Raw genomic sequence first — 25610 nt, 5'->3', positions numbered from 1 at the left:
GCCGGGGAGGGTGTCATGCCACAGGGCGACAAGTCGAAATACACCGACAAGCAGGAACGCAAGGCGGAGCACATCGCCGAAGGCTACGAAGACAAGGGCCTTTCGGAAAAGGAAGCCGAGCGCCGCGCCTGGGCCACCGTCAACAAGCAGGATGGGGGCGGCAAAAAGCCCGGCGGCTCGGGCAGGGGCAAGCGGGCACCCTGACGCACGTCACGACCCGCCGGATACGATCCTCGGTTCCTCGGTGTCGCCGGGCCGGAAAGCGCCCGCGATGCTAAGGCCATCCAGAACGTAGACCTGGCATTCCGGGCAATTTTCCTTCTCGCGCGGGGAAGGCGGCATCTGGCGGAAGAAGCAGTAGGCCTTGGCCGCGATCGGCTCGCCATAGATGTTGGCGGCTTCGAAACTGACGACCATCACGTAGTTTTTCGAGCCGGGCTCCCGCTTGCTCTCCACCGCGCCGCGCCGATAGCTGGACGGGTTCTGGATCGCGGCGACCACGCCCGCCTCGCACCGCGCGATGGCCATCGAATCGTCGGCGCGCACCGGCGCGGTTAGCGCCAGCAAAGCCATGAGCAAGCAGAATTGGAGAGGCTTGGTCGAAACCGCCATGTCACCCTGTCGTTCGTATCCGACGGGCATACTATCCAAGACTGCGGCATTCAGACGGCAGACCTTCGAGAATGAGGGTCGCTACTCGGCCGCGCCGCGAAATGGCCGCTCCGTCGCATCGCGGAACTGCATGCGCGCCAGCTCCGAATAGAGGCCACCCGAAGCGGAAAGGCTGGCATGGGTGCCTTCCTCGATTATGCGTCCGCCGGACATGACCAGGATGCGATCGGCCTTCAGGACGGTCGCAAGCCGATGCGCTATGACAAGCGTGGTGCGGCCGCGCATCAGGGTTTCCAGCGCCTCCTGCACGGCTCGCTCGCTCTGCGAGTCGAGCGCGGAGGTTGCCTCGTCCAGAAGCAGCACGGGCGCGTCGCGCAGGATCGCACGCGCGATGGCCAGCCGCTGCCTCTGGCCACCGGACAGCGTCACGCCGCGCTCTCCGACCCTGGTATTGTAACCGTCCGGCAGGTCGCGGATGAAACCTTCCGCCATGGCCGAACGCGCCGCCGCCTCGATCTCGTCACGCGTCGCATCGGAACGGCCGAATGCGATGTTCTCGGCGATGCTGGCGGCGAAGGCCGCGACATCCTGCGGCACCAGCGCGATGCGACTTCTGAGCGCATTGAGGCTGACCGCCCTGATATCGCAGCCATCCATCTGGATGCGGCCGGACGTCGGATCGTAAAACCGTTCGATGAGCGAGAAGACGGTGGATTTGCCGGCCCCGGACGGCCCGACGATGGCCACCGTCTCGCCCGGCCGGATCGTAAAGGAAAGGCTGGACACGGCCGGCATGCCGCCTGCCGGATAGGCGAAGCTGACATCGTGGAAGGCGATGGCGCCGCGCGCCGGTTGCGGCATGGGAAGCGCCGGAACCGCCTCGGGCACCGATGGTTCCTCGGCCAGCAGTTCGGTCAGGCGCTCCGTTGCGCCAGCGGCCAGCGCGAGATCGCCCCAGACTTCGGACAACTGCCCGAGCGCGCTGGCGGCGAAGACGGCGTACAGAATGAACTGGCCCAGCGTGCCCGCAGTCATGTCCCCGGTAATGACCTGCTGCGAGCCGATCCACAGAACCGCCACGATGGACGAGAAGACGAGGAAGATGGCGAAGGCCGTCAGAAAGGCCCGCGCCTTGATGGTGCCCCGAGCGGCCTCGAATGCATCGTCCACTGCCTGCGCGTAGCGCCTTGTCGCCATGTCCTCGGCGGTGAAGGCCTGCACCGTGCGCATCGCGCCGATAGCCTCCGTGGCATAGGCGCTGGCATGGGCCAGCGTATCCTGGGCCGCCCGGGATTTGCGCCGAACCTGCCGGCCGATGGCGATCAGCGGCACCACGATGACCGGGATGACCGCGATGACGATGAATGACAGCGCCGGCGCCGTGAACACCATCATCGCCAGCGAACCCGTGACCAGGATGGCGTTGCGCAGGGCCAGCGACGCCGTCGAGCCGACGGCGGATTTGACCTGTGTCGTGTCGGCGGTGAGTCGCGAAACGATTTCGCCGGACATCGTCCTGTCGTAGAAGTCCTGGGAGAGCAGGGTTACCTGCGCGAAGACGTCCTTGCGCAGGCTGGCGACGACGCGCTCGCCCAGCGTGACGACGAAATAATAGCGGCCGGCGCTGGCCACGGCCAGCAATCCGGCCAAGACGACAAGCATCGCGAAATAGGTATCGACGAAGCGGGTGTCCGGCGTGTCGAAGCCGAGATCGATGACGCGGCGCACGGCCAGCGGCAGGGACAGGGTGGTCAAAGAGGCGAGGGCGAGGAATATGACGGCGCCGGCCACGAGGCCGCGATTGGCGGCAAGATACGGCAGCAGCTTGCGCAGCGGGCGCAGGTTTCGACGTTTCGCCCCTCCCGGCGCCACGGATGTTTCGGCCAAGCTCAACTCTCCTGTATCGGACCCTTGTGCCCCATGGGCCGCTGATGTATAGGCTCACCCTCGAATTTGGAAGCATTTGCGCGAGGGTTCTTCGGGAGCCGGCCTTTTGGCGCCACCGGGTGGCAAGAGGTCATGACGCGCTGCCGACGCCTAAAGGACCAGGAAGCATGAAAGCCAAGATTCATCCCGATTACCACAGCATTACCGTGGTGATGACCAATGGTACCGAGTACCAGACGCGCTCCACCTACGGCCGCGAGGGCGACAAGCTCAACCTCGACATCGACCCGACCAGCCATCCGGCCTGGACGGGCGGCAATCAGCAGCTGATGGACCGTGGCGGCCGCGTGTCGCGCTTCAAGAAGCGCTACGAAGGCCTGGGCATCTAAGCCTCGGAAGCTCCCGTACAGATTTCTGCAGAAGGCCCCGTCACCTCTTCGACGGGGCCTTTTGCGTCTGTAGCGGCAATCGTGACGGCAGGCATCGCTAGGGGCGCGGCCGCGACAACACGCACCCGATCGAATCATCGACAGCGATAGCGTTACGGGAAGGCACCCGGCCTGGAAGGATAACGGGTATCTAGAAGGATAACGGGTATCTAGAAGGAGAACGCGGTCTTCAGAAGGTTGATCTGCTCGGCGACGGCGTTGCGGGGCGCCTCGCGCAGGGGCGTGCGCCCGGTCAGGCCGGCGTCGAGCTGGCGGACCCTGTCTTCAAGCCGGTCGGTGCGGCGCACCAGATGCAGGAAAGTCTCCGGCAATTCCGAAAAATTTGCCGAATCCTGTGCCGCGGATGTGCCGTCCAGGCGCACCTTCGCCTTTTCCGCCGCGACCTGTTCTGCCGACATCTCGCCCTGGATCGCCGCGCGCTGCAGAAGCAGCCAGGAGGCCAGATGCATCAACCGCGTCGTCAGCCGCATGGATTCCGCGGCATAGAGGGTGGCGCCGGAACGATTCAGAATTTCGCTGTCGCGGCGGCCCTCTCCATCGAGGTAGGTGGCCGTTTCGTCCACGAGAGCCATGCCTTCGCGGAACAGGCTCTGGAAGGATTGACCGCAGGCATGACGCTCCGCAAGCCGGATCGGGCCTTGGACAGAGGGGTCGTCGTGGAAGCCAGTGTTCATGGTGTCGAAAACGGCGGACTCGTGTTGAAAGTTGCAGCCGCCTGGCGGAATCGCCATCGACCTGGCCCGGAAAGTGCTGCGATGCTGTCCATAAGGCAAGGATGGACTATGTCCTTGGTTAATTCACGTTAAGCTTCTGTGGACAAGATGGGAAGGTGGCGTTCGTGACGGAGATGACGGCGGTCGTGCTGGATGGGTTCGGTGGGCCCGAGGTTCTGAAGGCGGCCAAGGTTGCGCGGCCCCGGCCGGGCCCGGGCGAAATCCTGATCGAGGTTCAGGCCGCCGGGGTGAACCGGCCCGATGTCCTGCAACGCAAGGGGGCTTATCCGCCGCCGAGCGGCGCGCCTGCATGGCCGGGCCTCGAAGTGGCCGGCACGGTTGCCGAACTCGGCGAAGGCGTCGACCGCTTCGCCGTTGGAGAACCGGTCATGGCGCTTCTGCCGGGCGGTGGTTACGCGGAGTATGCCGTGGCACCGGCGGGCTCCGTCCTGCCCGTGCCGGCTGGCGTCTCCATGGTCGAGGCGGCGGCGATGCCGGAAACCTTCTTCACCGTGTGGCACAACGTCATCGAGCGTGGCGGCCTGATGGCCGGAGAAACCCTGCTCGTGCACGGCGGCTCCTCCGGCATCGGCACGACGGCCATCCAGTTGGCGCGCGCCCGCAACGCGCGCGTGGTCGCGACGGCCGGCAGCGCCGAAAAATGCGCGCGGCTGGTGGATCTGGGCGCCGACAGGGCGGTGGACTACCACACGGAAGATTTCGTCGAGGTGGTGCGCGAAGCAACCAGCGGACGCGGGGCCGACGTCATCCTGGATATGGTGGGCGGCGACTATCTGGCACGGAACCTCAAGGCGGCCGCCGCCGATGCGCGGATCGTCCAGATCGCCTTCCTGCGTGGCCAGAAGGCCGAGCTCGACATCGGCCTCCTGATGGCGCGTCGCATCACAGTCACGGGGTCGACACTGCGGGCCCGGGACGCAGGCTTCAAGGCCGCCATCGCCCAGGCGATCGAGACACATGTCTGGCCGCTCGTGGAAGAGGGAAGGGTGCGCCCCGTCATCGACCGCACCTTCCCGCTGGAGCAGGCGGCGGAAGCACACCGGGCCATCGACGCCGATCATTTCGGCAAGATCGTGCTGACCACGGCGCAGCACGCCGATCTGTGAGGGAGGCTGCCGAATTCGCCGACGCTTCCTTGCGGAGCGGCGACCGGATGCCTATACTACGCCCGAATTTCCCTACATGTGGCGCTTGACCACGGCCCGCTCGGACGAGCGGGCGAACAGGAGACCTTTATCCCATGGCCCAGCAGCTTCTGATGCCAAAGGCGACCGCAGTCTGGCTGGTGGACAACACCGCCCTGTCGTTCGACCAGATCGCCGAATTCTGCAAGATGCATCCGCTCGAGATCAAGGCGATCGCGGATGGCGAGTCGGCGCAGGGCATCAAGGGCATGGACCCCATCATCACCGGCCAGCTGACCCGCGAGGAGATCAAGCGCGCCGAAGGTGACGAGAATTATCGCCTGAAGCTGGCGCCGCCCAAGGTGCGCGTGCCGGAAGCCAAGAAGAAGGGGCCGCGCTACACGCCGGTCTCCAAGCGGCAGGACCGCCCCAACGCCATCCTTTGGCTGGTTCGCAACCATCCGGAATTGAAGGACGCGCAGATTTCCCGCCTGGTCGGCACGACCAAGCACACGATCGAGCAGATCCGTGAACGTACCCACTGGAACTCGGCCAATCTGCAGCCGATGGACCCGGTGACGCTGGGCCTCTGCTCGCAGATCGACCTCGACCTGGAGGTGGAGAAGGCGTCGCGCGGGTTGCCCCGTCCGGAGCAGGACGAGGAAGAGCGGCTGCTGGCTGCGGCCCAGACGCAGGATTACCAGGATGGCCGTTCGGGCGCCGACAGCGAGGAGCTGGACGCCGCCGCCGTCTTTGCCAAGCTCAGCTCGATGCGCAATGCGCCGAAGGAAGACGAAGAGGAAGACAGCTACTGAGCTGTCTGCCGGAAACGGGTGGCGGGGCCGGCCGGTCAGCCGCCGCCCCGGAACTCGGGATACAGGGTCATGCCGCCATCGATGAAAAGCGTCTGGCCCACGACATAGTCCGAAGCGTCGGACGCAAGCCATGCACTGGCGCGTCCGATATCGTCCGGATCGCCGATCCGCTTGTAGGGGATCAGCGCCAGCATCGCCTTTTCCCCATCGTCCTTTTCGCGCTCGGCCCTGTTGATTTCGGTGGCGATGGCGCCTGGCGCGACGGAATTGACGCGAATCCGCTCCTGGGAAACTTCCTGCGCCAGCGATTCCATCAGCAGCTTCAATCCCCCCTTGGAGGCCGCGTAGTTGACGCGGAAGGCCCAGGGAATCCGCTCGTGTACCGATGAATTGAAGATCAGCTTGCCGAGCGCCCGGCTGACCTCGGGCCGCATGCCCTTTCTGCGGAAGCGCAGGACGGCTTCCCGCCCGACAAGGAATGCGCCCGTCAGGTTGGTCGCGATGACGGCATTCCACGCGTCCAGGCTCATATCGCCGATGGCGGCGTCCTTTTGACGGCCGGCATTGGATACCACGATATCCAGCGGGCCGAGCGCCTGCTCAGCCGTATCGTACAGCGCCTTCACATCGCTTTCGGAAGCGACGTCGGCCCTTATGGCGACGGCTGTGCCGCCGAGAGCGTGGATCATCTCCACCGTCCGTTCCGCACCCTCCCGCGACCCATGATAGTTGACCGCGACATCGGCCCCGGCCTCGGCCAGCGCAACCGCGACGGCGCGCCCGATGCCGGACGAGGCACCGGTGACGAGGGCGGACTGCCCCTTCAACGAAAGCATGTCAGGATATGCCATCAGGATCCTCCAGTAGGTGCCTGTGCTCGCCGACGCTGCGGTCGGCGAGAGCGCGATCCAGCCAGATTGCCGCCGAGATCAGCGACAGGTGCGTCAGCCCTTGCGGAAAATTGCCGAGATGATCGCCCGATGAGGACAGTTCCTCGGCATAGAGACCGAGATGATTGGCATAGGAGTGAAGCTTCTCGAACATCAGCCGCGCTTCCGCCACATGGCCTGTCCGCGCCAGCGCCTCGACATACCAGAAGGAGCATATGGTGAACGAGCCTTCGCGGCCCTCCAGGCCGTCATGGCTGGCTTCGGCGTTGTTGTAACGATGGACGAGGCAGTCATGGACCAGGTTTTCCTGGACTGCCTTGAGCGTCGATACCCACATCGGATCGCGCGGATTGATGAACCGTACGAGCGGCATCAACAGCACAACCGCATCCAGCGCGACGCCACCCTTGACCTGGGTAAAGGCGCCGATATCCGGGTTCCAGAACTCGTCGAGGATGCTTTCCTGGATCGTGTCGCGCGCCGCGCGCCATGTCTCCATGTCACAGGGGAGCGACTGCCGCAGCGCGATGCGCATGGCGCGGTCCAGCGCAACCCAGCACATCAGGCGAGACGAGAGATATTCCTCGTCTTCGCCGCGGCTTTCCCAGATGCCCTTGTCCGGCAGGTGCCAGTTGGCGGCAACCCAGTCCAGCATGCGGCGCATCTTCTTCCAGGCGCTGGTGGTGGGCTTGCCGCGCGCCTTCGTGGAAATGTAGACGGCGTCCATGAACTCGCCGAAAATGTCCATCTGCCGCTGGGTATACGCCTCGTTGCCCACCCGGACCGGGCGCGAGTTCTGGAAACCGTCCATATGGTCGAGGGTGTATTCCTGCAGATGGTCGTTGCCGTCCATCGCATACATGATCTGCAGGCCCGGTCCGCCATCTTCCGGCTCTTCCATCATCCGCTCCAGCAGAAAATGGGTGAAGGCTTCCGCCTCGTCGTAATAGTTCAGGCGGGAAAAGGCATAGAGCGTGAAAGCCGAGTCGCGAACCCAGCAGTAGCGGTAATCCCAGTTGCGCTCTCCACCCAGAACCTCCGGTAGGCCGAAGGTGGCTGCCGCTGCAATGGACCCGTGCTTCTGCGATGTCAGAAGCTTCAGCGTCAGGGCCGAGCGGACGACGAGTTCCCGCCAGTTGCTAGGATAGCTGCCAAGGCCGACCCATTCGTGCCAGTACTCGCTGGTCTGCCGGAAGGCCTCGCGCACATAATCGTCATCAATCCGGGGCATTTCGGCACGGCCGGGGCAGAAGACGACGTAAAGGGTTTCGCCCTCCTTCAGGGTCCAGCGGCCGGTTGCCTCATCCTCTTCGATCGTCATGGGACGGTCGCTGTAGAAGAAGAGCCGGTGGTCCGTGCCGTCCCGTGTCCACGATACCGAAAAGCCACTCTCGATGGATTCCAGCGCCGGCACGATCCGCCCGTAATCCGGGCGGGGTACGATCTTGAGCGCGAAAGTGACCTCGCCCAGCACGGCCTTGGCGCGGCGCACGATACGGCCCGAACCGTCTGTCGGCATGAAATCGGAGACCTCGCCGATTGCCCCGTCGTTCAGGAAGCGCGTCAGGAGGATGTTGGTGTCGGGCAGATAGATCTGCCGTGTTTCGAACCCGTCATTGTCCACGCACAGGCTGAAGAAGCCGGCGCCCGGATGCAGAAGGCTGCAGAAGAGGCTGGGCGCGTCCAGGTCCGGGTGGCAGAAATAGTCGATGGTGCCGTCAACCGCCACGAGCGCTGCCGTCCGCATATCGCCGATCACGCCATGATCTGCGATGCGGTTTGGCACGGTGCCTCTGGATGCTGCGTTCATGATGCGGAGTATCTCGCCGGCTGGAGGGGATGGAGCGGAAGGGCGGGGCGCGGGCTGACCGCGCATTGCACCCTATAAAGCTTCTTCGCCGTTGGCAGTTCCGACTTGGCAAGCCGGTGTCGGCTATGAGACACAAGGTTCGTGTCATGCGGGTGGTGCATGATGCACAGGGCCGCAAGCCCGAGCGGAGGTGTAATGAGTGCATTGGAAGAAAGCCTGCGGCGCGCCCTGAACCTCGGCGATGCAGCGGACCCCGAATACAGGCTTTCCATCTATCAGGCATCCGAGCGCGCCCTCGAGAAGATGCTGGCCGAAAAGGCCGTGCCGGCGAACGAGGCACAGCAGCGCCGCCATGCGTTGGCGGAAGCGATCTCGCGGATCGAAGACGATTTCGAGGCCGGCGCCCTGCCGGCCGACGAGGGCGCACCGGCGCATGCCGACCATGACATCGACTTCGACGACGAGCACGCCGCTCACCAGCCGCAGGATCCGTATGCGGACTACGAGCCCGGCACGGACCGGCACCCACCCCGGCGGGGCCTCGTATCGATGCCGACCCTCATCGGCATCGGCGCCGCGCTTTTCCTCGTCATCGCGCTCTATGTCGTCAGCACGATCTTCCAGTCCGACGCGGCCGTCCCCGCAGGCGAGGGCGACAATGCGACCGTGACCGGCGAGGCCACGTCGCCAACCGACATCTCCTGGATCAATGTGTTTTCCGGCGGCAATATCGAAACGCTGTCGACGCCCGAGGGCGGCCGCGTCGAGGCGATCACCGCCAATGGGCGCGAGGCGGTGCGCATGCAATCGCCCAGCGGCCAGACCAGCGAAGTGATGCTGGCCGTCGGGCCGGGGCTCGTCGGCGAGATCGCCGGATCGACGGTGCGGGTCGAACTGACGGCCGGCTCGCCCGATTCCCGCGCGCGCGAGTTCAGCGTGCGCTGCCTTTTCGCCAGCAGCAGCATCTGCGACCGGCAGCGATTCGTGACCAGCATGCAGGAAGAAGCCTTCGTCTTCGATATCGCCGTGCCGGGCGATGCCGCCAGCCCTGCCACTTTGGCCATCGCCCCGGGTGTCGGCGGCGAAGGCTCCGACCTCGATCTTTTCGCCGTGCGGATGCGCGTTATCGGATAAGGCCGGCTTTTTATGGCGGACGACCGCTCCTTCTTGTCCCGCGCCACGGCCCGCCTGGCCTCGCGCCTCGGCGCGGAAGTGCAGGGCGGCCCCGGTGGGCCACGCGCATCGACCCAATGGCCCGATGCGGGAATGAAGGCTGTTCTGGAGGCCATGCAGGAGCCGGCTTTGCTGGTGGACCAGGCGCTCGTCATTCGATTCTGCAATTCGACGACGCAGGCGACGTTCGGCCCCATGGCGGTCGGCGATCCCCTGTCCATCAGGTTTCGGGCGCCCGAACTTCTGTCGGCCGCGCAGTCGGTGCTGGAAACCGGTACGCCGCGGCGGGTGGAACTGGCCGAGAGGGCGCCGCGCGCACGCTCTTTCGGCGTGGAGATCGTCGGCATCCGCAAGGCGCCAGACGACGCGCCGGAACTGTTGTTGTTCACCATGCAGGACCGCACGGCCGAGCGACAGATCGAGCGGATGCGCACCGATTTCGTCGCCAATGCCAGCCACGAGCTGCGCACGCCGCTTGCCTCCCTGATCGGCTTCATCGAGACGCTCCAGGGCCCCGCGCGCAACGACACCGCCGCCCGCGAAAGATTCCTGGCCATCATGCGCGAGCAGGCCGGCCGCATGTCCAGGCTGATCGACGACCTTCTGTCCCTGTCGCGGATCGAGACGCGCCCCGCGCTTGGCCCGGCGGAGCGCGTCGATCTCTGCCGGATGCTGGAGGAGGTCAGGGACGCGCTCGAGGCGCGCGCCGGCGCGGCCGGCCTGAGTCTGGAACTGGAGGTGCCCGACACCGCCGTCGCGGTGAACGGCAGCCATGACGAGTTGTCGCAGGTGTTCTCGAACCTCGTCGAAAACGCCATCAAATACGCCGGCGGCGGCGAACGCATCCTGTTGGGGATACGTCCTGTGCCGAACATGCCGTCGACGGCGGAAGCCTTCGTGCAGGATTTCGGCCGGGGCATCCCCGCCGAGCATGTTCCACGCCTGACGGAACGCTTCTACCGGGTCGAAGAGGGGAAGGCGGCGAAGGCGGACGGTACCGGTCTCGGCCTGTCCATCGTGCGCAATATCCTGCAGCGCCACAACACGCGATTGCTGATTCAGTCTCGCCCCGGCGAGGGTTCCACCTTTGCAATGCGCTTCCCGATCATGACGAAGAATCGATCGTAGCCAAAAAGCCGATATATTTCAGTCTATTGCGCTGTCATAAATTGGAAACCCGGCCGTCATATATCATTCGCGGCAAACCGGTAGAGGGTTAGCCGACCCGAAGACGGCGGCGCGACGACGCTGCGCGGGTCGAGGCAAATTTACTACGACAACTCCCGAAGGAGTAGAATCCGTGACCACCAAGACCCTAGCGAGCCTAGCGCTCGGCGCCGCCTTCTTCATGTCCGCCGGGGCGCATGCCCAGTCGGTCGAACAGATCCAGATCGCCGGCTCCTCCACCGTACTGCCCTATGCCCAGATCGTCGCCGAGAATTTCGGCGAGGTCTATCCCGATTTCCCCACCCCGATCGTCGAATCGGGCGGCACGTCCGGCGGCTTCCGTCAGTTCTGCCAGGGTGTCGGCTCGCAGACGGTCGACATCGCCAATGCCTCGCGCCCCATCAGCGACAGCGAGCGCAAGGCCTGCCAGGATGCCGGCGTGACCGATATCCAGGAAGTGCAGTTCGGCTATGACGGCATCGTCTTCGCCTCGGCCGCTTCCGGCCCCGACTTCGCCCTGACGCCGGAGCTGGTCTACAAGGCTCTGGCTGCCAAGGTGGTGAAGGACGGCCAGATCGTCGACAACACCGCCGCCACCTGGGCCGATGTCGACTCCTCGCTGCCGGCACAGCCGATCTCGGCCTTCATCCCGGCCGAAAACCACGGCACGCGTGAAGTGTTCGACGAGAAGCTCCTGGCCGCGGGTTGCGAGGCTTCCGGCGCCCTCGAAGCGTTCACGGCTTCCGGCATGGACAAGAAGGCCGCGCACGACCAGTGCATCTCGGTTCGCGGCGGCAACATCACCACCGACATTTCCGGCGACTACACCGAGACCCTGTCGCGCATCGACGCCAACCCGCAGAGCGTCGGCGTGTTCGGCCTCGCCTTCTACGAGCAGAACCAGGACCGCCTGAAGGTTGCGACGATCAGCGGCGTGACGCCGAGCGTCGAAACGATTTCGGCCGGCGAGTACCCGGTTTCGCGCCCGCTGTTCTTCTACGTCAAGAAGGCGCATGTCGGCGTCGTCCCCGGCCTTCAGGAGTTCGTCGAGTTCTTCCTGGACGACCAGATGGTCGGCCCTGACGGCCCGCTGGCCCAGTATGGCCTGGTGCCGGCGCCGGACGCCGAGCGTGATGCCGTCCGTGAGAAGTTCACGGCCGGAACCACCATCGAAGGCTGATGCATCCATAGCGACCGGGCGCGTGAGCGCCCGGTCATCGCCTGCCCGCGGTGCAAACCTGCCCGCGCGCTCACCCGGCCTTCGACGAGCGTGAAACGATGTCCACACTTTCGATCGTTGCTACCGTCCTGCTGATTGCACTGGCGGGATTTTTCATGGGCCGGGCCCGCGCCATGCGCCTGTCGGGCGATGGGGGCGTCAAGCTTCATTCGCGCCCCGTCTACCATGGCTCCTATGTCTTCAGTTTCGTGGCCGTTCCGGCGATCGCGCTTCTGGCTGCATGGGTCGCCTTCGCGCCGGTCCTGACGGCCAATGACATTTCCGGCCGCCTCGCCGAGGTCGAGACGACCCTGCCGCCCCATCTGGCGTCGAACATGGTCGCATCGCTCGCCGCCGGCATCCGCGCGCTGCCCGCCGACGAAAAGCAGAACCTCGATAATGCGACCGTCGCCGAGTTGCGGCCCGTGCTGCAGCGCCGCGGCATTCCGCTGGCGGCGGAGACGCAGGACTTCATGGTTCCGCTGGCGTTGCGGCAGATCGCCCTGGACGATTACAGCCGCCTCGGCATGAGCATCGCCGTTCTGGCCGTCGCGGCCGCCGGCCTCGTCTTCGCGCTGTCGCGCATCCACCGGCGCCTGAAGGCCCGCAACGCGGTAGAGGGCGTCGTCAGGGGGTTTCTCATCCTGGCGTCGTCGATCGCCATCCTGACGACGGTCGGCATCGTGTTCTCGATGCTGTTCGAATCCCTGGATTTCTTCTCGCGCATTCCCCCGGCGGACTTCTTCTTCGGCACCGTGTGGGAGCCGCGTTTCGCCGCCGCGGGCTCCAGCGTGCAAGGGCAGTTCGGCCTGATCCCGCTGCTTCTCGGCACGCTCTATATCGGCTTCGTGGCCATGCTGTTCGCTGTGCCCGTGGGCCTGTTCGCGGCCATCTACATGGCGGAATATGCGAGCAACCCCGTGCGCGCGTTCGTCAAGCCTCTGCTTGAGGTTCTGGCCGGCATTCCCACCATCGTCTACGGCTTCTTCGCGCTCATCACCGTCGGCCCGTTCCTGCGCGATTTGTCGGCGCAGCTCGCCGGGCTGGCAACCGGCAACTACACCGCCTTCATCCAGGCGCAGAGCGTGCTGACGGCCGGCCTGGTCATGGGCATCATGCTGATCCCCTTCGTGTCGTCCCTGTCCGACGACATCATCACCGCCGTGCCGCGCTCGCTCCGTGACGGATCGCTGGGGCTGGGCGCGACGCGCTCGGAGACGATCAAGCGCGTGGTGCTGCCGGCGGCGCTGCCGGGCATCGTGTCGGCCTTGCTGCTGACCGCCTCGCGCGCCATCGGCGAAACCATGATCGTGGTGCTGGCCGCGGGCATCGCCGCCAACATCACCATCAACCCCTTCGAGGCCATGACGACGGTGACGATCAAGATCGTCAGCCAGCTGACGGGCGATCTCGACTTCACCTCGCCGCAGAGCCTCGTGGCCTTCGCGCTCGGCATTACGCTTTTCGTCATGACGCTGATCCTCAACGTCGTCGCCCTCTACATCGTGCGCAAATACCGGGAGCAGTACGACTGATGACCGACATTTCCATGGACAAGGCCGGCGCGGTCAGCAAGGCGCCCCCACGCCGCGACATCGGCATCAAGCGTCGCTATGCCGCCGAACGGCGCTTCAAGGCTTACGGCGTCACCGCGATCGCCATCGGCCTGATCTTCCTCTGCACGCTGCTCTGGACGGTCATCTCGCAGGGCTACACGGCCTTCTGGCAGACCGAGATCCGGTTGCCGATCACCTTCTCGCAGGAGATCATCGACCCCGAGGGTACCGGCGGTCAGGATGCGTCGGCCCTGATGCGTGCAAACTATCCGCGCCTGGCGCAGGACGCCATCGTCCAGCGCCTCGGCATCGACCCGTCCAACCGGCAGGAAGTGCAGCGCGCCGTCGGGTTGATATCGCAGGGCGTAAGACTGCAACTCCGCCAGATGGTGCTCGAGGATCCGTCCATCATCGGCACCACCCAGGACGTCTGGATCTTCGCCAACTCCACGGTGGACAGCGCCCTGAAGGGCCAGTTCGACCTGACCGTCGAGGAAGGCCGCAGGCCGCTGAACGACATGCAGCTAGGCTGGATGGACGATCTCGAGCAGGCCGGAGACCTCGCGCAGCGCTTCAACACGGACTTCTTCACCAGCGGTGCATCGAGCCGCGCGGAAACGGCCGGCGTCGGCGTTGCCATCCTCGGCTCGCTCTACATGATGCTGATCGTGCTCGTTCTGTCGCTGCCCATCGGTGTCGCGGCGGCGATCTACCTCGAGGAGTTCGCGCCGAAGAACAAGCTGACCGATCTCATCGAGGTGAACATCAACAATCTGGCGGCGGTGCCATCCATCGTCTTCGGCCTTCTCGGCCTCGCCGTATTCATCAACTGGTTCGGCCTGCCGCGCTCGGCCTCGCTGGTGGGCGGGCTGGTGCTGACGCTGATGACCCTGCCGACGATCATCATCGCCACCCGCGCGGCGTTGAAGGCCGTGCCGCCCTCCATCCGCGCGGCAGCCCTCGGGCTTGGGGCCTCACGCAACCAGATGGTGTTCCAGCATGTGCTGCCGCTCGCTGCGCCGGGCATCCTCACCGGCACCATCATCGGCCTCGCCCAGGCGCTCGGGGAAACGGCTCCACTTCTGCTGATCGGCATGGTGGCCTTCGTCGCCGACTTTCCCTCCGGTCCCATGAGCCCGGCGACGGCGCTGCCCGTGCAGATCTTCATGTGGGCCAACGAGGCCGACCGCGCCTTCGTGGAGCGTACCTCCGGCGCGATCATCGTGCTGCTTGCGTTCCTTGCATTCATGAATATCGCTGCGGTGCTTCTGCGCCGCCGGTTCGAACGTCGCTGGTAGGAGCGGCAGGAGCAGATCATGATGGAACATCTTCACATCAAGGCCGCCCGGCCAGCAGGAAAGCTCGACATGCCCATCAAGATGCGTGGTGAGAAAGTCTCGGTCTTCTACGGCGCCAAGCAGGCGCTGTACGAGGTGGACCTGAATGTCGCGGAACGGCAGGTGACGGCCCTGATCGGCCCGTCGGGTTGTGGCAAGTCGACCTTCCTGCGGACGCTCAACCGCATGAACGACACGATCGAGGGTTGCCGCGTCGAAGGGAAGATCACGCTCGACGGGGACGACATCTACGACCGCGATCTCGACGTGGTGGAACTGCGCGCCCGCGTCGGCATGGTGTTCCAGAAGCCGAACCCTTTCCCGAAGTCCATCTTCGAGAATGTCGGATATGGGCCGAAAATCCATGGCCTGGCCCGCAACAAGGCCGACCTCGAGGAAATCGTCGTCACCAGCCTCAAGAGGGCCGGCCTGTTTGAGGAAGTGAAGGATCGCCTCCACGAAGCCGGCACCGGGTTGTCGGGCGGCCAGCAGCAGCGCCTGTGCATCGCGCGCGCCATCGCCGTGTCGCCGGAGGTGATCCTGATGGACGAGCCATGCTCGGCACTCGATCCGATCGCCACCGCGACCGTGGAAGAGCTGATCGACGAATTGAAGCAGAACTTCACGATCGTCATCGTGACGCACTCCATGCAACAGGCGGCGCGCGTATCGCAAAGCACGGCCATGTTCCACCTCGGGCGGATCGTGGAAGTCGGACCGACGGAGAAGATGTTCTCAAACCCGGACGACAAGCGTACGCAGGATTACATCACCGGACGCTTCGGCTGACCGGGGGAGGGGAAACCATGGAAGACCATATCGTACGCTCTTACGACGAAGAGCTGAAATACATCATGCGCCGCATCTCCGAGATGGGCGGTCAGGCCGAGCGCATGGTGGAGCAATCGGTACGCGCCCTGACCCGGAGCGATTTCTCGCTTGCCCAGTCGGTGGTGGCGGACGACGTTCTTCTGGACGCCGCCCAGCGGGAGCTGGAGGAGCGCGCCATCCTGACGATCGCCAAGCGCCAGCCGATGGCGCAGGACCTGCGCGAGATCGTCGGCTCGATCCGCATCGCCTCCGACCTGGAGCGCATCGGCGACCTCGGCAAGAACATCGCCAAGCGCGTCATGGCGGTCCACGAATTCGGGCAGCCGGTCCAGTTGACGCGCGGCATCGAGCATATGGCCGAGCTTGCCCTGGACCAGTTGAAGGACGTGCTGGATTCCTATGCGACGCGCGATACCGACCGTGCAGAGGCGGTGCGTGCCCGCGACGAGGATATCGACGCCATGTACACGTCGATCTTCCGCGAGCTTCTGACCTACATGATGGAAGATCCGCGCAACATCTCGGCCTGCACGCATCTTCTGTTCAGTGCCAAGAACATCGAGCGCATCGGCGACCATGCGACCAACATCGCCGAGACGATCTACTACATCAAGACGGGCCAGCAGATCGAGGACGAACGGCCGAAGGGCGACCGCACCACCTCCATGGTGCTGCCGGTGAACGCCGATACGGAAAAGTGAGGACACCGGGATGAACGCCAGGGTTACCGTTGTCGAGGACGAGGAGGCCCTCAGCGTCCTCCTGCGCTATAATCTCGAGGCCGAGGGCTTCACCGTCGACACGATCATGCGCGGCGACGAAGCCGACCTGCGTCTCAAGGAGGAGGTGCCGGACCTCCTGATCCTCGACTGGATGCTGCCGGGCCTTTCCGGCGTCGAACTGTGCCGCCGCCTGCGTCTGCGGCCGGAAACCGAGCGCATGCCGATCATCCTTCTTACCGCGCGCGGCGAAGAGAGCGAGCGTGTGCGCGGGCTGTCCGTCGGCGCCGACGATTACGTGGTCAAGCCCTTCTCCACGCCGGAGCTGATGGCCCGCGTGAAAGGGCTCCTGCGGCGCGCAAAGCCCGAGCGTATCTCGTCGCAATTGACGGCAGGCGACATCGACCTCGACCGCGAGACGCACCGCGTGCGCCGCGGCGGCCGTGAGGTGAAGCTGGGGCCGACGGAGTTCAAGCTGCTGGAGTTCCTGCTGCAGGCCCCCGGCCGGGTCTTCTCGCGGGAGCAGTTGCTGGACGGCGTCTGGGGACGGGACATCTACGTCGACGAGCGCACCGTGGACGTGCATGTCGGCCGCCTGCGCAAGGCGATCAACCGTGGCCGCCAGCGCGACCCTATCCGCACCGTCCGCGGTGCCGGCTACGCCCTGGACGAAACCTTCGCGGCCGCCCGGCAGACTGCCGCGCGCTAGGGGCAAGGCCGTCGATCGCATCGACAGGTGCTATCTCCTATCCTTAAACTTTCCGGCGCGTCGGGGCATGGAAGTCGGGCGGGCGGCGGGCGATCCATTTCAGGAAGCCGGCAAGCTCCGGCCGCTCGCGCAGGCTCTGCCCCTCCGCCTCCATCCGGGCCAGTTCCGTGTTGGTGAAATGCGTGTGCATGGTGCGGTGGCAGATCGGATGGACCGGCACGATCTGCCGGCCGCCGCGACTTTTCGGGATGGGGTGATGCCATTCCACGCGGCTGCCCAGCGGGCGGCCGCACAGCCAGCATGCAGCCTCGTCCGCCATGGCGTTCAGAACTCTTCGTAGCGGGCGGGATCCTGGTCGGCGAGCCTGCCATCCGGCCGCGCCAGCGATGCGATCGTGTCCATGTCGGATCGCGACAACTCGAAATCGAAGACGGACCGGTTCTCGACCTGGCGCTCGTCCGATGTCGCCTTGGGCAGCGGAACGGCTCCCTGCTGCACCTGCCAGCGCAGGATGATCTGCGGAATGGACCTGCCGTGCCGCCGCGCGATCTCGCCGATTGTCTCGTTTCGGATGATGTCGTTGGCGCGTCCGAGCGGGCTCCACGCTTGCGTGACGATGCCTTTGGAACGATCGAAGGCGAGTTGCTCGGCCTGCGGAAAATACGGATGGAGTTCCACCTGGTTGATGGCGGGCACCACCCCGGTCTCCGCGACGATGCGCTCGATATGCTCAGGCAGGAAGTTGCAGACGCCGATGGTGCGGACAAGGCCCGCCTTCTGCGCATCCACGAGGGCCTGCCAGGCCTCTACGTAAAGGCCCGTCTTCGGGTTGGGCCAATGGATGAGGTAGATGTCCAGATGGTCGAGGCCGGTGCGGAACAAGGATTCCTCGACCGTCGCCCGTGCCTCCGCATAGCGATGCCTGCGGCCCGGCAGCTTGGAGGTGACTCGGATCGTGTCGCGCGCCAGGCCGGACGCCTTCACGGCCGCGCCGACGGCGCCCTCGTTCTCGTAATTGAAGGCCGAATCCAGCAGGCCGTAGCCATTGCGCATGGCCCGCACTATCGTATCGACGCCGGCGCGCCCGTTCAGCTTGTAGGTGCCGAATCCGAGAGCCGGAAGCTGCGTGCCATCATTCAGCTCGAGATCGGGGATGGGTTTGTCCATGGATCGCGTCCTTTCGCTCTATTCCGTGCAGATAGGGCACAGTGGCGGCGACCGGGCAAAAAAATCCGCCGCCCGGCCGGCCGAGGCGATGGCGATCAGGCGAAGGCCTGCAAACCCGTCTGGGCGCGGCCCAGGATAAGGGCATGCACGTCGTGCGTCCCCTCATAGGTGTTGACCGTCTCGAGGTTCTGGAGGTGCCGCATCACGTGATACTCGCCCATGATGCCGTTGCCGCCATGCATGTCGCGAGCCATCCGCGCGATGTCCAGCGCCTTGCCGCAATTGTTGCGCTTGACGAGGCTGATCGCTTCCGGCGCCAGCGCATCCTCGTCGAACAGGCGGCCGACGCGCAACGAAGCCTGGAGGCCCAGCGCGATCTCGGTCTGCATGTCGGCCAGCTTCTTCTGGACAAGCTGCGTGGCCGCGAGCGGGCGATCGAACTGGATGCGTTCCAGCGTGTAGTTGCGGGCACGATGCCAGCAGTCTTCGGCGGCCCCCAGCACACCCCAGGAGATGCCGTAGCGAGCCCGGTTGAGGCAGCCGAATGGCCCTTTCAGCCCGCTGACATGCGGCAGGAGCGCGGTCTCGGGCACGACGACCCCGTCCATGACGATCTCGCCGGTAACGGAGGCACGCAGCGACAGCTTGCCGTTGATCTTGGGCGCGGAAAGCCCCGCCATGCCCTTTTCCAGCACGAAACCGCGTATGGCGCCGTCATGGGCATCGGACTTCGCCCACACCACGAAGACGTCGGCGATGGGCGAATTCGAGATCCACATCTTGGTGCCGCTGATGCGATACCCATCGGCGACCTTCTCGGCACGCGTCTTCATGCCGTTCGGATCAGAGCCGGCATCGGGCTCCGTCAGGCCGAAGCAACCGATCCATTCTCCGGATGCCAGCCGGGGCAGGTATGTCCGGCGCTGCTCTTCCGTGCCGTAGGCGTAGATCGGATACATGACCAGCGATGACTGCACGCTCATCATTGAGCGATAGCCGGAATCGACCCGCTCCACCTCGCGCGCGACGAGGCCGTAGGCGACGTAGGATGCACCGGCGCAGCCGTAATCCTCGGGCAGGGTAACGCCGAGCAGGCCGAGCGACCCCATCTCGCGAAAGATCTCCGGCTCGACCGTCTCGCGCTCATAGGCTTCGAGGATTCGCGGCTGCAGCTTTTCCTGGGCGAAATCCCGGGCGGAGTCGCGGATCAGCCGCTCTTCCTCGGTCAGTTGCGCCTCCAGCATGAACGCGTCCGCCCAGTCGAACCGGCCCATCGCAGGCTGCCCACCGGCGGGAAAAGCGTGTGTCATGTCCATGTCTCCCAATTCGATAGGCCTGCTATCGCACGAAATCCGTGCCGTCTCCACCGCAGAGGCCGACTGGCGGCTTTACGGATCGGAATATAGTTGATATCAACGTAAAAAAATCGGACGGGAGGTTCCCCATGTCGAACGGTCGTTTCTTCTGGCACGAGATCGCCGCGCGCGATCTCGATGCGGCCCTGCGCTTCTACGGCGAGGTTGTCGGCTGGCAGCCCGAGCCGGCGCCGGGCACTGCCGGGTATTTCCTGCTGTCGATGGGGCATGGCAGCGTTGCGGGTGCGCGCCGCACCCAGTCGGGCGAACCGCCGCGCTGGGCCGGCTACGTGGATGTCGATGACGTGGCCTCGGTCGTATCCGCAGCAAACGGTGAGGGCGCCCGGGTGCTGATGCCGGAGACCGAGGTGCCGGGCGCTATCCGATTCGCGCTGCTGGCGGACCGCGACGGCCTGCCGTTCTATGTCGGAAAGGGCCTCGTGGACTGCGACGAGGACCCGCGCGCCGCTGCCGGGCCGCTCGGCACCGTATGCTGGAACGAGCTTGTGGCGAGCGACTGGCAGGCAAGCTTTTCGTTTTTCCAGACGCTGTTCGGATGGGAAAAAGGGCAGGCGATGGATATGGGGCCGATGGGCACCTACCAGATCTACGGCAGCGCGGGGACCGACCAGGGCGGCATGATGAATGCCCCGGCGGGAATGCAACCCGGTTGGACGTTCTATGTGGCGGTGGACGATATCGACGCCGCGGCAGGCCGGGTACGCGATGCCGGCGGCACCGTCGTGCACGGCCCGCATGAGGTGCCCGGCGGCGCGTTCGCACTCAAGTGCCTCGACCCGGAGGGCGCGGTTTTCGGGCTCGTCGGTAGCAGGAAAGCGACGGCCTGACGCGTTTTCGGGGTTGTTATGACGCCCGGCTGACCTAGGCTTCCCCTCCACGAGCACAGGATGGGGGATGATGATGACAGCCGTTCGGAGCCGCCTTGCCGCACTGGCCCTCGCAGCCTCGGTCATCTTTGCCGGGGCCGCGCCGGCAATGGCGCAGACGCCGCCGGGCGTGCTGATCGTCGGACAGATCGCCGAGCCGCAATCGCTGGACCCGCACCGCGTGACGGCCGCCAACGACTTCCGGATCCTGATGAACGTCTATGATGGCCTGGTTCGGTACGAAGCGGGTACGCTCGACCTGGAACCGGCGCTCGCCACCGCCTGGGACATCTCGGAGGACGGGCTTACCTACACGTTCACCCTGCGCGAGGGCGTGACCTTTCACGATGGGTCGCCCTTCGACGCGCAGGCGGTGAAGTTCAATTTCGACCGGATGCTCGACGAGGCCCATCCGTTCCACAATACGGGGCCATTTCCGCTGTCCTTCCAGTTCGATGCCGTCGACAGCGTCACGGCGGTCGATCCGCTGACGGTCGAGTTCACGCTGAAGGAGCCCTTTGCGCCCTTCCTGTCCAATCTGGCCGCACCGGTGGGTTTGATCGTTTCCCCCGCCGGGGTGGAAGCGTCGGGCGGCGAGTTTGGCCGCAGCCCTTCGGGCACCGGGCCTTTCCGTTTTGCCGAGTGGGTGGCGAACCAGAGGGTGGTCGTGGAAGCCAACCCGGACTACTGGGACGGCGCGCCGCAGCTCCAGGCGGTCGTCTTTCGGCCCATCACCGATGCCAATACACGGATCGCCGAGATGATGGCCGGCGGTATCGACGTCCTCGTGGAGACGCCACCGGACAATGTCGCGACCTTCCGCGACGATCCGGCCTTCGCCGTGCACGAGACGGTCGGCCCGCATGTCTGGTTCCTGATCCTGAATACGCGTGACGGCCCGTTCGCGGACAAGCGGGTGCGGCAGGCGGTCAATTATGCGGTCGACAAGCAGGGCATCGTGGACAACATCCTCCAGGGTACGGCGGAGGTAGCCGCCGGCCCGATCCCGCCCGCCTTCGACTGGGCGACCGACCCTGGCATCGCACCGTATCCGCACGATCCCGAACGCGCCAAGGCGCTGCTGGCGGAGGCCGGCGTCACCGAGGCGGACATGACCTTCCTTGCGACGGAAGGCGGTTCCGGCATGCTGGACCCGGTCCAGATGGCGACGGCCATCCAGTCGGACCTCGCCGCCGTCGGGCTGAACGCCAATATCCAGACCCATGAGTGGAACAGCTACCTTGCACAGGTGAATGGCGGGCTGTCCGGCAAGGGCGACATGGCGGAAATGGCGTGGATGACGAACGATCCGGATACGCTGCCCTTCCTGACCCTGCATTCCAACGCGATGCCGGAGGCGGGTGGCTTCAATTCCGGATATTATAGCAACCCGCATCTGGACGGCTTGCTGGATCAGGCCCGCACGGCGATCGACTTCGAGGAGCGAGCGGACCTCTACCGCGAAATTCAGGGCCTCGTGCATGAGGAGGCGCCCTGGCTCTTCGTCGCCAACTGGAAGCAGAACGCCGTGACGACGTCACGGGTGGAGGGGTTCACCCTGCAGCCCGATTTCACCCTGATCCTGCGCGACGTCGTGAAGAACTGAGGCCGGCATGGCGGCCACGATCCTGAAGCGCCTGCTGGCGGCCGTGCCGGTGCTGGTCGGCCTGTCGATCCTCGTCTTCGCCATCATGGCGATGATACCGGGCGATACGGCGCTGGCCATACTGGGATCCTATGCGACGCCTGAAAACGTCGCGCGGCTGAACGCGCAACTCGGCCTCGACCGCAGCCTGCCCGAACAATACCTGATCTGGGCCGGCAATTTGCTGCATGGCGATCTGGGCCAATCCTACATCCTCAACCGGCCGGTGCTGGACGAGGTGGCCGAGCGGTTTTCCGCAACCCTGATCCTTGCCGGAACGGCGCTCGTCCTCGCCTCGCTGCTCGGCATCCTTGCCGGGGTGATCTCGGCGGTCCGGCAGTTCGGCTGGGCGGACCGTATCGTCACCTTTGCCGTGCTGATCGGCATCTCGATGCCGGCCTTCCTGCTGGGGCTCGTCTTCATCCTCGTCTTCGCCGTGCGGCTGCGCTGGCTGCCGGCCTCTGGCATGACGGCGGTGTATGGCGGGGGCGGGCCCGGCGATATCATGCTGCATCTCATCCTGCCCGCGTCCACTTTGGCGATCATAGCGGCCGGCGTCATCGCCCGGCTGTCTCGCGCGGCCATGCTGGAGGTGCTGCGGCAGGACTTCATCCGTACCGCCCGCGCCAAGGGGCTGCCCGAACGCCTCGTGATCGGACGCCATGCCTTGCGCGCAGCGCTGGTGCAGATCATTCCCATAGTCGGGCTGCAGGCCGGTTTCGTCCTGGGCGGGGCCGTCTATGTCGAAACGGTGTTCCAGTGGCCGGGGCTGGGAGCCATGCTGGTGCAGGCGGTGTCGACGCGCGATCTCCTGCTGGTGCAGGGCGGCGTCCTGATTGCGGCCGGCTGCTACGTCCTCGTCAATCTGGCGGCCGATATCGCGCAGGCGATGGTCGATCCGAGGTTGCGGGCATGACGGTGCAGGCGCGCCCCTCCACCCTGCGCCTCATCCTTGCCAACCGCCTCTCGGCGATCGGCATGGCGCTGTTTGTCCTGATCCTGCTAATCGCGCTTGCCGCGCCGCTGCTGCCGCTGCCGGACCCCGATGCGACGGACACGGCCGCAAGATTGCGGCCACCCTTTTCGCCCGGGCATCCGCTCGGCACCGACCCGCTCGGCCGCGATGTCCTTGCCCGCCTCGTCTGGGGCACCCGCGTCTCCCTTGCCGTCGGAATCGGCGCTACGCTGGTAGCGGCGGTGCTTGGCACGGCTCTGGGGCTGGTGGCCGGCTACGCCGGCCCGCGCACCGATACGGTGCTGATGCGCCTCGTGGACATGCTGATGGCCTTTCCCTACGTGTTGCTGGCGCTGGCCATCGTCGCCGTGCTGGGGCCGGGGCTGGTCAACGCCCTCTACGCCATCGCGGTCGTCAACATACCCTTCTTCGCGCGCAACATAAGGGGGCGGGTCCTGGGGCTGAGCCACCAGCCTTTCGTGGACGCGGCGCGCCTGTCGGGCAAGGGCAATCTGGCGATCCTGGCAACGGAAATCTTCCCCAACATACTGCCGGTCATCGTGGTGACCATGTCGTCGACCGTCGGCTGGATGATCCTGGAGACGGCCGGCCTGTCGTTCCTGGGGCTCGGCGCGCAGCCGCCGCAAGCGGACCTCGGCTCGATGCTCGGACAGGGGCGGGCGCAGCTTTTTACCGCGGCGCATGTGGCGCTGGTTCCCGGCCTGATGATCTTCGTTCTGGTGATGAGCATCAATCTTGCCGGCGATGGCATCCGCGATGTCCTCGACCCGCGTCTTCGCTCGGGCGCCCTTGCGCGCCCGCAGGCCGTTACGGAGGTCGCGCGGCAGGCCGCTCCGGGGGCAGGGGCACAGACATCCACCCCGCAGATGAGGGCGCCCCTGGCGGTTGAGGCGCTATCCGTCGGCTTTCGGTCCGGGCGGACGATACGCCCGGCCGTGCGCGACGTTTCCCTGACGCTGCGGCAGGGCGAATGCCTTGGCGTGATCGGCGAGTCGGGCTCGGGCAAAAGCGTGACCGCATTGTCGATCATGGGCCTCGTCACCTCGCCGCCCGGCGTCATCACCGCCGGCGCGATCCGGCTGGACGGACACGACCTGCTGGAGCAGCCTTCGCACATGGCGTCCCTGCGGGGTGCAAGGGTGGCCTACATCTTCCAGGATCCGCTGACCAGCCTGCATCCCATGATGCCCGTGGGCCGCCAGATCGCCGAAGCGGTCACGGCCCATCGCCCGGTCGGCCGGGCCGAGGCGCGGCGCCGAACGCTGGCCCTGATGGAACAGGTGGGATTGCCGGACCCGGCCGGGCGATACGGGGCCTATCCGCATCAACTGTCCGGCGGCCAGCGCCAGCGTGTGGGCATCGCCATGGCGCTCGCCAACGATCCCGAAATCCTCATTGCAGACGAACCGACGACGGCGCTGGACGTGACGGTGCAGGCCCGCATCCTGGCGCTGTTGAAGGATCTGCAGCGGCAGCGCGGGCTGTCCCTGCTGCTGATCACGCATGACTTCGGCGTCGTCGCCGGCATGTGCGACAGGGTCGCGGTGATGAAGGATGGCTCCATCGTGGAAGAGGGCGCCACGCGGAGCGTGCTCCATGCGCCGGCGCATGCCTATACGCGCCGCCTGATCGCCAGCGTGCCGAGGCCGGGCGAAGGCCGGCATTTCCTGTCGCGCGTCCGGGCCATGCGGGACATGGACGCCCTCAAGGCGCGCGCATGATCGACCAGCCCGTCATCGAGGCCGAGAACCTCAACCGCACCTTCCGGCGCGGCGGCTGGCTGTCGCGCGGCGCCGAAATCGTTGCCGTGCGCGATGCTACCTTTGCGGTCGCACGGGGCGAGACCCTGGCGATCGTCGGGGAGTCCGGCTCCGGCAAATCCACCATTGCGCGCATGCTCGTCGGCCTCGACAGGCCGACCGGCGGGGCGATCCGCCTCGAGGGAGAGGATCTGTCCACGCTGAAAGGGCGGGACCGGCGCATGCTCGGGCGCTGCATCCAGTACGTGTTCCAGGACCCGGTCGCGTCCTTGAACTCGCGCCACCGGATCGGCGAGATACTCGGCAATACGCTCAAACGGCTTGCCGGGATGGCCGACGCGGCCGGACGCCGCGCCCGCATGGAAGAGCTGCTGCATCATGTGGGGCTGGAGGCCGAGGCGCTGCAGCGCTACCCGCATGAATTTTCGGGCGGACAGGCACAGCGCATCGCCATTGCAAGGGCGCTGGCGGCACAGGCGCGCATCATCGTGCTGGACGAGCCCGTCAGTGCGCTGGACGTATCCGTACAGGCGCAGGTTCTGCTGCTGCTGGACAGGCTCAAGGCCGAATTCGACCTGACCTATGTCTTCATCAGCCACGACCTTGCGGTCGTCGAGGCGATCTGCGATCGGGTCATGGTGATGCAAGGGGGCGAGATCGTGGAGACGGGGCCGGCCGAAAGGCTGTTCGCTGCGCCCCGGGCCGCCTATACGCGGTCGCTTCTGGCAAGCGCCCCGAGGCTGGATCAGGCTTCCGAAACGCTCTAAGACGGCATTCGGAAAAAAGGA

Annotated in this window: 24 protein-coding genes and 1 pseudogene; 17 read left to right on the top strand and 8 right to left on the bottom strand. The window is 65.6% G+C overall.

All coding sequences use genetic code 11. The annotated features are described in order from the left end of the window. Positions 1 to 15: 15 nt before the first annotated feature. Positions 16 to 192: pseudogene (locus IGS74_RS17170) on the top strand (plasmid stabilization protein); the annotation flags it as partial. A gap of 18 nt (positions 193 to 210) precedes the next feature. On the opposite strand, the gene IGS74_RS17165 reads toward IGS74_RS17170, so the two are convergent. Both IGS74_RS17165 and IGS74_RS17160 read right to left on the bottom strand, forming a co-directional pair. Then, a complete protein-coding gene (locus IGS74_RS17165; RefSeq protein ID WP_192387704.1) occupies positions 211 to 612 on the bottom strand; it encodes a hypothetical protein in 402 nt (133 codons plus the stop codon). Between the two features lie 81 nt (positions 613 to 693). After that, positions 694 to 2499, bottom strand: coding sequence for an ABC transporter transmembrane domain-containing protein (locus IGS74_RS17160; protein ID WP_192387702.1), 1806 nt, complete (start codon positions 2497 to 2499; stop codon positions 694 to 696). A gap of 167 nt (positions 2500 to 2666) precedes the next feature. On the opposite strand from IGS74_RS17160, the gene rpmE reads away from it, so the two are divergent. Then, positions 2667 to 2888, top strand: a complete 222-nt coding sequence (gene rpmE / locus IGS74_RS17155) for a 50S ribosomal protein L31 (protein WP_039191578.1) — start codon at positions 2667 to 2669, stop codon at positions 2886 to 2888. A 209-nt stretch (positions 2889 to 3097) separates the two neighbouring features. Here the strand turns inward: rpmE and IGS74_RS17150 are convergent, their stop codons facing one another. Next, positions 3098 to 3622, bottom strand: a complete 525-nt coding sequence (locus IGS74_RS17150) for a DUF1465 family protein (protein WP_052194800.1) — start codon at positions 3620 to 3622, stop codon at positions 3098 to 3100. 173 nt (positions 3623 to 3795) lie between these two features. Between IGS74_RS17150 and IGS74_RS17145 the strand changes: the two genes are divergently transcribed. Both IGS74_RS17145 and IGS74_RS17140 read left to right on the top strand, forming a co-directional pair. Then, the gene (locus IGS74_RS17145; protein WP_192391864.1) at positions 3796 to 4788 is read left to right on the top strand and encodes an NAD(P)H-quinone oxidoreductase; all 993 of its coding nucleotides are present in this window, start codon (positions 3796 to 3798) and stop codon (positions 4786 to 4788) included. A 134-nt stretch (positions 4789 to 4922) separates the two neighbouring features. Further along, on the top strand, positions 4923 to 5621 hold the full coding sequence (locus IGS74_RS17140) for a DUF1013 domain-containing protein (RefSeq protein ID WP_039191580.1): 699 nt from the start codon (positions 4923 to 4925) through the stop codon (positions 5619 to 5621). Positions 5622 to 5656: 35 nt separating this feature from the next. Here the strand turns inward: IGS74_RS17140 and IGS74_RS17135 are convergent, their stop codons facing one another. Both IGS74_RS17135 and IGS74_RS17130 read right to left on the bottom strand, forming a co-directional pair. Then, the gene (locus IGS74_RS17135) at positions 5657 to 6472 is read right to left on the bottom strand and encodes an SDR family oxidoreductase (protein WP_192387700.1); all 816 of its coding nucleotides are present in this window, start codon (positions 6470 to 6472) and stop codon (positions 5657 to 5659) included. After that, complete coding sequence (locus IGS74_RS17130) at positions 6459 to 8321, bottom strand: glycoside hydrolase family 15 protein (protein ID WP_246722655.1); 1863 nt, start codon at positions 8319 to 8321, stop codon at positions 6459 to 6461. The genes IGS74_RS17135 and IGS74_RS17130 overlap by 14 nt, the downstream gene beginning before the upstream one ends. 195 nt (positions 8322 to 8516) lie before the next feature. Between IGS74_RS17130 and IGS74_RS17125 the strand changes: the two genes are divergently transcribed. From IGS74_RS17125 to phoB, 8 genes are all read left to right on the top strand, one after another. Then, positions 8517 to 9455: a hypothetical protein gene (locus IGS74_RS17125; RefSeq protein ID WP_192387698.1), complete on the top strand. Its 939-nt coding sequence runs from the start codon at positions 8517 to 8519 to the stop codon at positions 9453 to 9455. Positions 9456 to 9467: 12 nt separating this feature from the next. Continuing rightward, on the top strand, positions 9468 to 10622 hold the full coding sequence (locus IGS74_RS17120; protein WP_192387696.1) for an ATP-binding protein: 1155 nt from the start codon (positions 9468 to 9470) through the stop codon (positions 10620 to 10622). A gap of 220 nt (positions 10623 to 10842) precedes the next feature. Then, on the top strand, positions 10843 to 11841 hold the full coding sequence (locus IGS74_RS17115) for a substrate-binding domain-containing protein (protein ID WP_192391862.1): 999 nt from the start codon (positions 10843 to 10845) through the stop codon (positions 11839 to 11841). Positions 11842 to 11939: 98 nt separating this feature from the next. Next, the gene (gene pstC, locus IGS74_RS17110) at positions 11940 to 13415 is read left to right on the top strand and encodes a phosphate ABC transporter permease subunit PstC (protein WP_039191596.1); all 1476 of its coding nucleotides are present in this window, start codon (positions 11940 to 11942) and stop codon (positions 13413 to 13415) included. Continuing rightward, positions 13415 to 14734 (top strand): phosphate ABC transporter permease PstA, encoded by a 1320-nt coding sequence (pstA, locus tag IGS74_RS17105; RefSeq protein ID WP_192387693.1) that lies wholly within the window; start codon positions 13415 to 13417, stop codon positions 14732 to 14734. The genes pstC and pstA overlap by 1 nt, the downstream gene beginning before the upstream one ends. Before the next feature lie 18 nt (positions 14735 to 14752). After that, complete coding sequence (gene pstB, locus IGS74_RS17100) at positions 14753 to 15562, top strand: phosphate ABC transporter ATP-binding protein PstB (RefSeq protein WP_192387691.1); 810 nt, start codon at positions 14753 to 14755, stop codon at positions 15560 to 15562. Between the two features lie 17 nt (positions 15563 to 15579). After that, on the top strand, positions 15580 to 16305 hold the full coding sequence (phoU, locus tag IGS74_RS17095) for a phosphate signaling complex protein PhoU (protein WP_039191602.1): 726 nt from the start codon (positions 15580 to 15582) through the stop codon (positions 16303 to 16305). A gap of 10 nt (positions 16306 to 16315) precedes the next feature. After that, a complete protein-coding gene (gene phoB / locus IGS74_RS17090) occupies positions 16316 to 17032 on the top strand; it encodes a phosphate regulon transcriptional regulator PhoB (protein WP_192387688.1) in 717 nt (238 codons plus the stop codon). A gap of 43 nt (positions 17033 to 17075) precedes the next feature. Here phoB and IGS74_RS17085 read toward each other — a convergent pair whose 3' ends face one another. The 3 genes from IGS74_RS17085 to IGS74_RS17075 all read right to left on the bottom strand — a co-directional run bounded on the left by IGS74_RS17085 (position 17076) and on the right by IGS74_RS17075 (position 19473). Further along, positions 17076 to 17351 (bottom strand): HNH endonuclease, encoded by a 276-nt coding sequence (locus tag IGS74_RS17085; protein ID WP_039191608.1) that lies wholly within the window; start codon positions 17349 to 17351, stop codon positions 17076 to 17078. A gap of 5 nt (positions 17352 to 17356) precedes the next feature. Next, the gene (locus tag IGS74_RS17080) at positions 17357 to 18199 is read right to left on the bottom strand and encodes an aldo/keto reductase (protein ID WP_192387687.1); all 843 of its coding nucleotides are present in this window, start codon (positions 18197 to 18199) and stop codon (positions 17357 to 17359) included. A gap of 95 nt (positions 18200 to 18294) precedes the next feature. Further along, complete coding sequence (locus IGS74_RS17075) at positions 18295 to 19473, bottom strand: acyl-CoA dehydrogenase (RefSeq protein ID WP_246723162.1); 1179 nt, start codon at positions 19471 to 19473, stop codon at positions 18295 to 18297. Between the two features lie 170 nt (positions 19474 to 19643). Here IGS74_RS17075 and IGS74_RS17070 point away from each other — a divergent pair, with 170 nt between their 5' ends. From IGS74_RS17070 to IGS74_RS17050, 5 genes are all read left to right on the top strand, one after another. Next, positions 19644 to 20402: a VOC family protein gene (locus IGS74_RS17070; RefSeq protein WP_192387685.1), complete on the top strand. Its 759-nt coding sequence runs from the start codon at positions 19644 to 19646 to the stop codon at positions 20400 to 20402. A gap of 70 nt (positions 20403 to 20472) precedes the next feature. Further along, complete coding sequence (locus IGS74_RS17065; RefSeq protein ID WP_192391861.1) at positions 20473 to 22047, top strand: ABC transporter substrate-binding protein; 1575 nt, start codon at positions 20473 to 20475, stop codon at positions 22045 to 22047. A 7-nt stretch (positions 22048 to 22054) separates the two neighbouring features. Next, a complete protein-coding gene (locus IGS74_RS17060) occupies positions 22055 to 23002 on the top strand; it encodes an ABC transporter permease (RefSeq protein ID WP_192387684.1) in 948 nt (315 codons plus the stop codon). Further along, entirely contained in the window at positions 22999 to 24783 is a 1785-nt protein-coding gene (locus IGS74_RS17055; RefSeq protein WP_192387682.1) for a dipeptide/oligopeptide/nickel ABC transporter permease/ATP-binding protein, read from the top strand. Before IGS74_RS17060 ends, IGS74_RS17055 begins: the two co-directional genes overlap by 4 nt. Beyond that, the gene (locus IGS74_RS17050) at positions 24780 to 25589 is read left to right on the top strand and encodes an ATP-binding cassette domain-containing protein (RefSeq protein WP_192387680.1); all 810 of its coding nucleotides are present in this window, start codon (positions 24780 to 24782) and stop codon (positions 25587 to 25589) included. Before IGS74_RS17055 ends, IGS74_RS17050 begins: the two co-directional genes overlap by 4 nt. Positions 25590 to 25610: the final 21 nt, after the last annotated feature.

Origin of the sequence: Aureimonas sp. OT7 (assembly GCF_014844055.1) — a bacterium.
In the GTDB taxonomy this organism is placed as follows: Bacteria; Pseudomonadota; Alphaproteobacteria; order Rhizobiales; family Rhizobiaceae; genus Aureimonas; species Aureimonas altamirensis_A.
This window is presented reverse-complemented; position numbering and strand designations above follow the sequence as displayed.